Origin of the sequence: Kitasatospora sp. NBC_01300 (assembly GCF_041435235.1) — a bacterium.
Classification (GTDB): Bacteria; Actinomycetota; Actinomycetes; order Streptomycetales; family Streptomycetaceae; genus Kitasatospora.
Window position 1 is genome coordinate 1 of record NZ_CP108412.1, and the last position, 4,742, is coordinate 4,742.

Annotated in this window: 5 protein-coding genes and 1 pseudogene; 3 read left to right on the forward strand and 3 right to left on the reverse strand. The window is 66.4% G+C overall.

Annotation, left to right across the window (positions count from 1 at the left end; genetic code table 11):
• Positions 1-328: 328 nt before the first annotated feature.
• Together OG556_RS41080 and OG556_RS41085 are read left to right on the forward strand one after the other, a co-directional pair.
• A complete protein-coding gene (locus tag OG556_RS41080) occupies positions 329-1,195 on the forward strand; it encodes a helix-turn-helix domain-containing protein (protein ID WP_371523337.1) in 867 nt (288 codons plus the stop codon).
• Entirely contained in the window at positions 1,192-1,497 is a 306-nt protein-coding gene (locus OG556_RS41085; protein WP_331743531.1) for a DUF397 domain-containing protein, read from the forward strand. Before OG556_RS41080 ends, OG556_RS41085 begins: the two co-directional genes overlap by 4 nt.
• Before the next feature lie 354 nt (positions 1,498-1,851).
• On the opposite strand, the gene OG556_RS41090 is transcribed toward OG556_RS41085, so the two are convergent.
• From OG556_RS41090 to OG556_RS41100, 3 genes and pseudogenes are all read right to left on the reverse strand, one after another.
• Positions 1,852-2,583, reverse strand: a complete 732-nt coding sequence (locus tag OG556_RS41090; RefSeq protein ID WP_331743534.1) for a 5-formyltetrahydrofolate cyclo-ligase — start codon at positions 2,581-2,583, stop codon at positions 1,852-1,854.
• An 11-nt stretch (positions 2,584-2,594) separates the two neighbouring features.
• On the reverse strand, positions 2,595-3,563 hold the full coding sequence (locus OG556_RS41095; protein ID WP_331743536.1) for a transcriptional regulator: 969 nt from the start codon (positions 3,561-3,563) through the stop codon (positions 2,595-2,597).
• Positions 3,564-3,575: 12 nt separating this feature from the next.
• Positions 3,576-3,809: pseudogene (locus OG556_RS41100) on the reverse strand (helix-turn-helix domain-containing protein); the annotation flags it as partial.
• Between the two features lie 135 nt (positions 3,810-3,944).
• Here OG556_RS41100 and OG556_RS41105 point away from each other — a divergent pair.
• A partial coding sequence (locus OG556_RS41105) for an ATP-binding protein (RefSeq protein ID WP_371523339.1) occupies positions 3,945-4,742 on the forward strand: 798 nt, incomplete at its 3' end.

Here is a 4,742-nt window from a genome sequence, read left to right on the forward strand (position 1 = left end):
TAAGACGGTGGCTTGGTCCATGTTGTTGCCTCCCATCTGCCCGAACGTCCGCGAAGGGCCTTCCCGGGCCGTCGCGAGCTGGACGGGCGTAGCACCGGGATGAGGGCCCACAGGCGGCAATCGGGCTGTGGTGTAACGAAGTTCGAGGGGGCTACGGGAGGCGCCTGCCGACCGCAGGGTGGCGCACGGCCCCGTTCCCAACCGTGAACCGATGATGACGCTACGTCAGGCAAACGGCAAGAGGGTCGGAAAGGACACTCTGTCCTTTTCGCCGAACCGGCATATGCGAGATACTGCCTAACCGCTAGCCTGTCCCAGAGAAGGGGAGGTGCTGAAGGTGGCTGTCGAGCCGACACCGCGGCGACGCCGCCTTGCGAGCGAAGTCAGGCTTGCCCGGACCCGACTCGGCTGGAGCGTCGAACAGGCCGCCGCTGCACTCGGGTATGGCTCCGCGTCCACCATCTCGAAGATCGAGAACGGCACGCAGGGGATCAAGCCGCAGCAACTCCCGCACTTTTTCGATGTCCTCCAGATCGCCGACCCCGCCGTCCAGGAAGCCTGGCGCGAGATGGTGCGCAACGCCCGCGACCGTGACTGGCACCAGCGCTACCCCGGCGTCGCAGACGACCCACTCGGCGATTACCTCGCCAACCTGGAGATCGCCAACACCCTGTTCATCTGGTGCCCGGTAGTCGTCCACGGCCTCCTTCAGTGCGACGACTACGAGCGGGCCGTAGTCGTCGCTAGCCGAGCCTGGAAGAGTGGCGAGGACATTGAGCGCTTCATCACGGTACGGCGGAACACCCGCCTCAGCGCGCTGTCCCGCAAGACCCCGCTACGGATCTGGGCAGTACTCACCGAGGCCCAGCTCCGTCAGGAAGTCGGTGGTCGGGCCACAGCTCGCGCTCAAGTCCTTCATCTCATCGAACTGGCCCGCGCCCACCGTGACATCGTCATCCAGGTCGTCCCGCCGTCGCGCGGCGCGCACGCCGGCACGGACGGGCCCTACATGGCCTGGACGTTCCCGACCGGCCATGACTCGGTCACCATCGAGGGCATGAAGACCGCCCTTCACCTCAACGACCCCGCAACCGTCACCGACTACCACACCTGCAGCGATCACCTGAAGACCGATGCCCTGCCGCCGAAGGAATCGCTGGAACTGCTCGCTCGAATCGCCAAGGACCTCTTGTGACCCACGACTTCGCGCCCCACGCTTCCCATGTTGACGCTGACACCATCGTCACCGCTGAGGAGAAGAACCTCCTCGACCCGACGTGGGTCAGGGACCAGTTCGAACGTGCGGAGTGGCTGACGGCCAGCAGCGGTGGAACCAACTGCGTGAAGGTCGCCTTCCTCGACCGTGGACTCGTCGGGTTGGGCGACACCTTGAACCCTGACAAGGACCCTCTCCTCTTCGCGTGGACCGAGTGGAAGGACTTCCTTGAAGGCGCCAGGGCTGGGCGATTCGATCGCACCGCAGCCCCCACCGCCTAGCCGCGGGCCGCCGGCACGTCACACAGCGCCCTCGCAGCTTGAGTCTCACCCGAGACGGTGGAGAACTGCCCTGGCTGTGGTGCGCTCCATCCAAGACGACTCGGAGCGGTTGTTCGACCTCACCCGCCCCGATCAGACCCGTCGCCTTCGCCCGCTAGCGGATCTACGTCCCGGACCTACCCCGGCACCCGCCGGGCGGTCACGTGGCTGCTGTACGTGCCGGCCCAGTCGATCCCGCGCGACGAGTTCGGGCTTCTGCGGCTGGCACTTGGCCGGGGGCAGCTGTCACGAGGTCATGGAGCCCGTCGCCTTCAGGCGACGGGCTCCGGCGCGTATCTGGCCCGGCTCAGGACACTAGGCCGTCCGGCCTTGACGGAGCTGCCGGTCCACAAGAGCAGGAATTGACGCGATCTTCGCCTCGGTGAGGTGGTTCCACAGAATGCCGGACGGGCGAGGTCGAGGCGGGCACGTGATGATCTCGGTAGGCGTGACCACCAGGTCCACGTAGACGTCGTGCTCCGACGTCGGGATGCTGTCCACCAGTTGCAGCTGGTGGACCGTCGTCGCGATGACGGTGCCCGGCCCTACCAGTCCGGCCTCCGCGAGCAGCGCGTACTCCAGGTCGGAGTAGCCGGCGCCCTTGCCGATCCGGGCTCCGGAGCGATCGGCCGCGACACTCCCGAGAACGATCAGGTCGACGGGCCGCATTCCGCCCACGTCGGTCGTCGGTGCGATGGCCGCCGCCGTGCGACGGTTCGCCGCGGCCTCAGCGGGACTCGGCAGTTCAGCCGGATCGAGGACAAAGAAGGGGTGCGGAAGGGCGAGCCGGGGGACCGCCATGTAGACCAGACGCCCCTCCCGCAGGGCTATTGCCCGAACCGGCTCCTGCGCTGTGTCGGGTACCGACTTCACCACCGAGGCGGTACGCCACGCCGGAAGCTGGGCAAGCAGCTCTGCGGCCTCGTGAGAGCCGTGGAAGTCGGGGATGCTGTTGCGGACAGGTCCACGCACGGCCCCTGCGGCATCCAACGCACTCCACACGCGCTCTCGCAACGCGGACTTGTCCGCCTCGATGTTGTTGGACAAGGGGGCTCCTTCTACGGCGCAGCCATCAGGTCGAACAGCCTGTCCTGAACATCCTGCACCTCTTGGGCTGTTCGCCACGGCCTGAGTTCCCTGACTGCGGTGACGACCACGCCGATTCCGCCACCGCTCATGATGGTCTGAAGATCGTCGATGGCCCGGTTGATGGCGAAGACAGCACCGTCGAGCTGGCCTTGCCCGATGGCAGCGCGGGCAAGGTTGCCCAGCACGATCGGCCGGGACTTCGGGCCGATCGAGACGGAGCCGGCCGCAGCTTCCAACCGTCTGCGCGCGGTGCGGTGTTGCCCGAGTTCGAGGTAACACGACCCAGCGAGTCGTTCGACTTGGTCGACGGCGGCAAGGTCGCTGGCGATATCGGTGGCATCGACTGTTTCGAGGGTGCTGATCGCCTCGCCAAGCGCACGGTCGCACTCGCGGCCCTGGCGAAGCATCGCATGGGCCTCGCCAGCGTGCAGCAGCGCGAGACCCGCGAGCGCTGGGCTGATCGGTGCGGCCACCGTGGCGGCGGACTGGGCCAGGGCCAGGCCGGCTTCGGCATCCCGCGTTCCGTACAACTCGACGTACGCCGACCGTAGGAGGGCATGGCCCTGCACAGCCGGGTCGCGTAGGCGCTCACCGATGCGGGCGGCCTGATCGTAGTACGTGCGGGCTGCGGCGGAAGCCCGGCGCTGGCTCGCGTCCCAGACAAGCTTTCCCATCAGGATGGCGGTCTCGGCCTGCAAGGCGAGCACGTCCCGTGTGAGGCGACTGGAGTGGGATTGCTGGGCGAGCTGTTTGAGGTGTGCGAGTTGTTCGCTTCCCTCCGCGAGGAGTTCGGAGCCGGGGACCAGCTCGTAGCGTGCCGACAGAGCGAGGTGTGCCTCGCGTAGTTCAAGGACCGTGGTCAGATCGGCGATTGTCGGCGCGCTCGGCACCTGACTGTGCTCCACGGTTGCCGACGGACCGTCGAAGAAGACACTCAAGTCAGTGACCTTGATCTTGAGCGCTCGGGCGAGTGGCGGGTACCTCCATGGCCTGGGCTTGTCGTGCCCACGCTCCCACCTGCGCACGGTAGAGAGACTCACGGTCAACAGTTCGGCCAGCTGCTCCTGCGTAAGGCCGGCAGCTCTCCGCCATCGGACAAGCTGTCGTTGCTCCATAAATCCCCCGAAGATCCACGCCGAACAACAGTGCAGGCCACGGGCCACTTTGAACCCTAAGGGAACCATATTCGCACCAAATCCGGCCTGGTGATCGGAAGTTGATGGTGATTCCGTAGGTAGTGCATCGGGCGCGTCGTGTCTTCGACGCGAGGTCCGTTGACCCACGACCCGCAGCCTCTTCGCCCGCTGGGAGCGATGTACATGGTGGCCGTCGAACACCCGACCGTACGCCGCTGGAAGGGGCGCTACAGGGCGGATACGGACCTGGTCCCCATGGTGCGTCACAACGTGCGGACGGAGCTGGGGAAGTGGGGATGGGACGTGAACGGCGAGCGCGTCGGCGATGTACTGCTCATCCTCACGGAGTTGGTGTCGAACGCCATCCGGCACGGCAGCAGCCCGGGTGACTCCGTTGTGGTGCAGCTTGACGAGAGCGGCGGCACCTGCCGGGTCGAGGTCGAGGATTCCCGGCCCGACCGGCTGCTCCCCGGGGCCTTAACCGCCTGTGGAGAGCACGGCCGGGGACTGATCCTCGTCGACCGCCTGGCGCTCGCCGTGGGAGTGGTGACTACGGCGACGACGAAGAAGGTATGGGCGAGCGTTCTTGCCGACGGGATGGTTTTTTTTTTTTTTTTTTTTTTTTTTTTTTGCCTATACATATGGTTTGCCTACAAGAGCCACGCGGTGAAATTCAGCAAACTTGCCCAGTTGTTCGGTCGGCGGCCTGCGCCCGGCAGTCGGCGCAGGGCTGAAATGCCTCGTCCGCGACCCTACGCGCCGCCGGCCCGCCACGTGACCGGCCAGGACGTGTTCGTTCGGGAGCGCCCTTGGACGCCGCCTGCGCCGTTTTGGTGCACGGTCACCGCCTACTACCGATTCGGGCAGCCGATCACGCTCTGGAGCGGCGGCGCGGGCAGTGTCCGCCTGGCCGTCAAGGTGCTGCGCGAGCGGGTCGAGGCGCTCGCCGACGACCTCGGCCTTCCCGAGGGCGACGAGCAG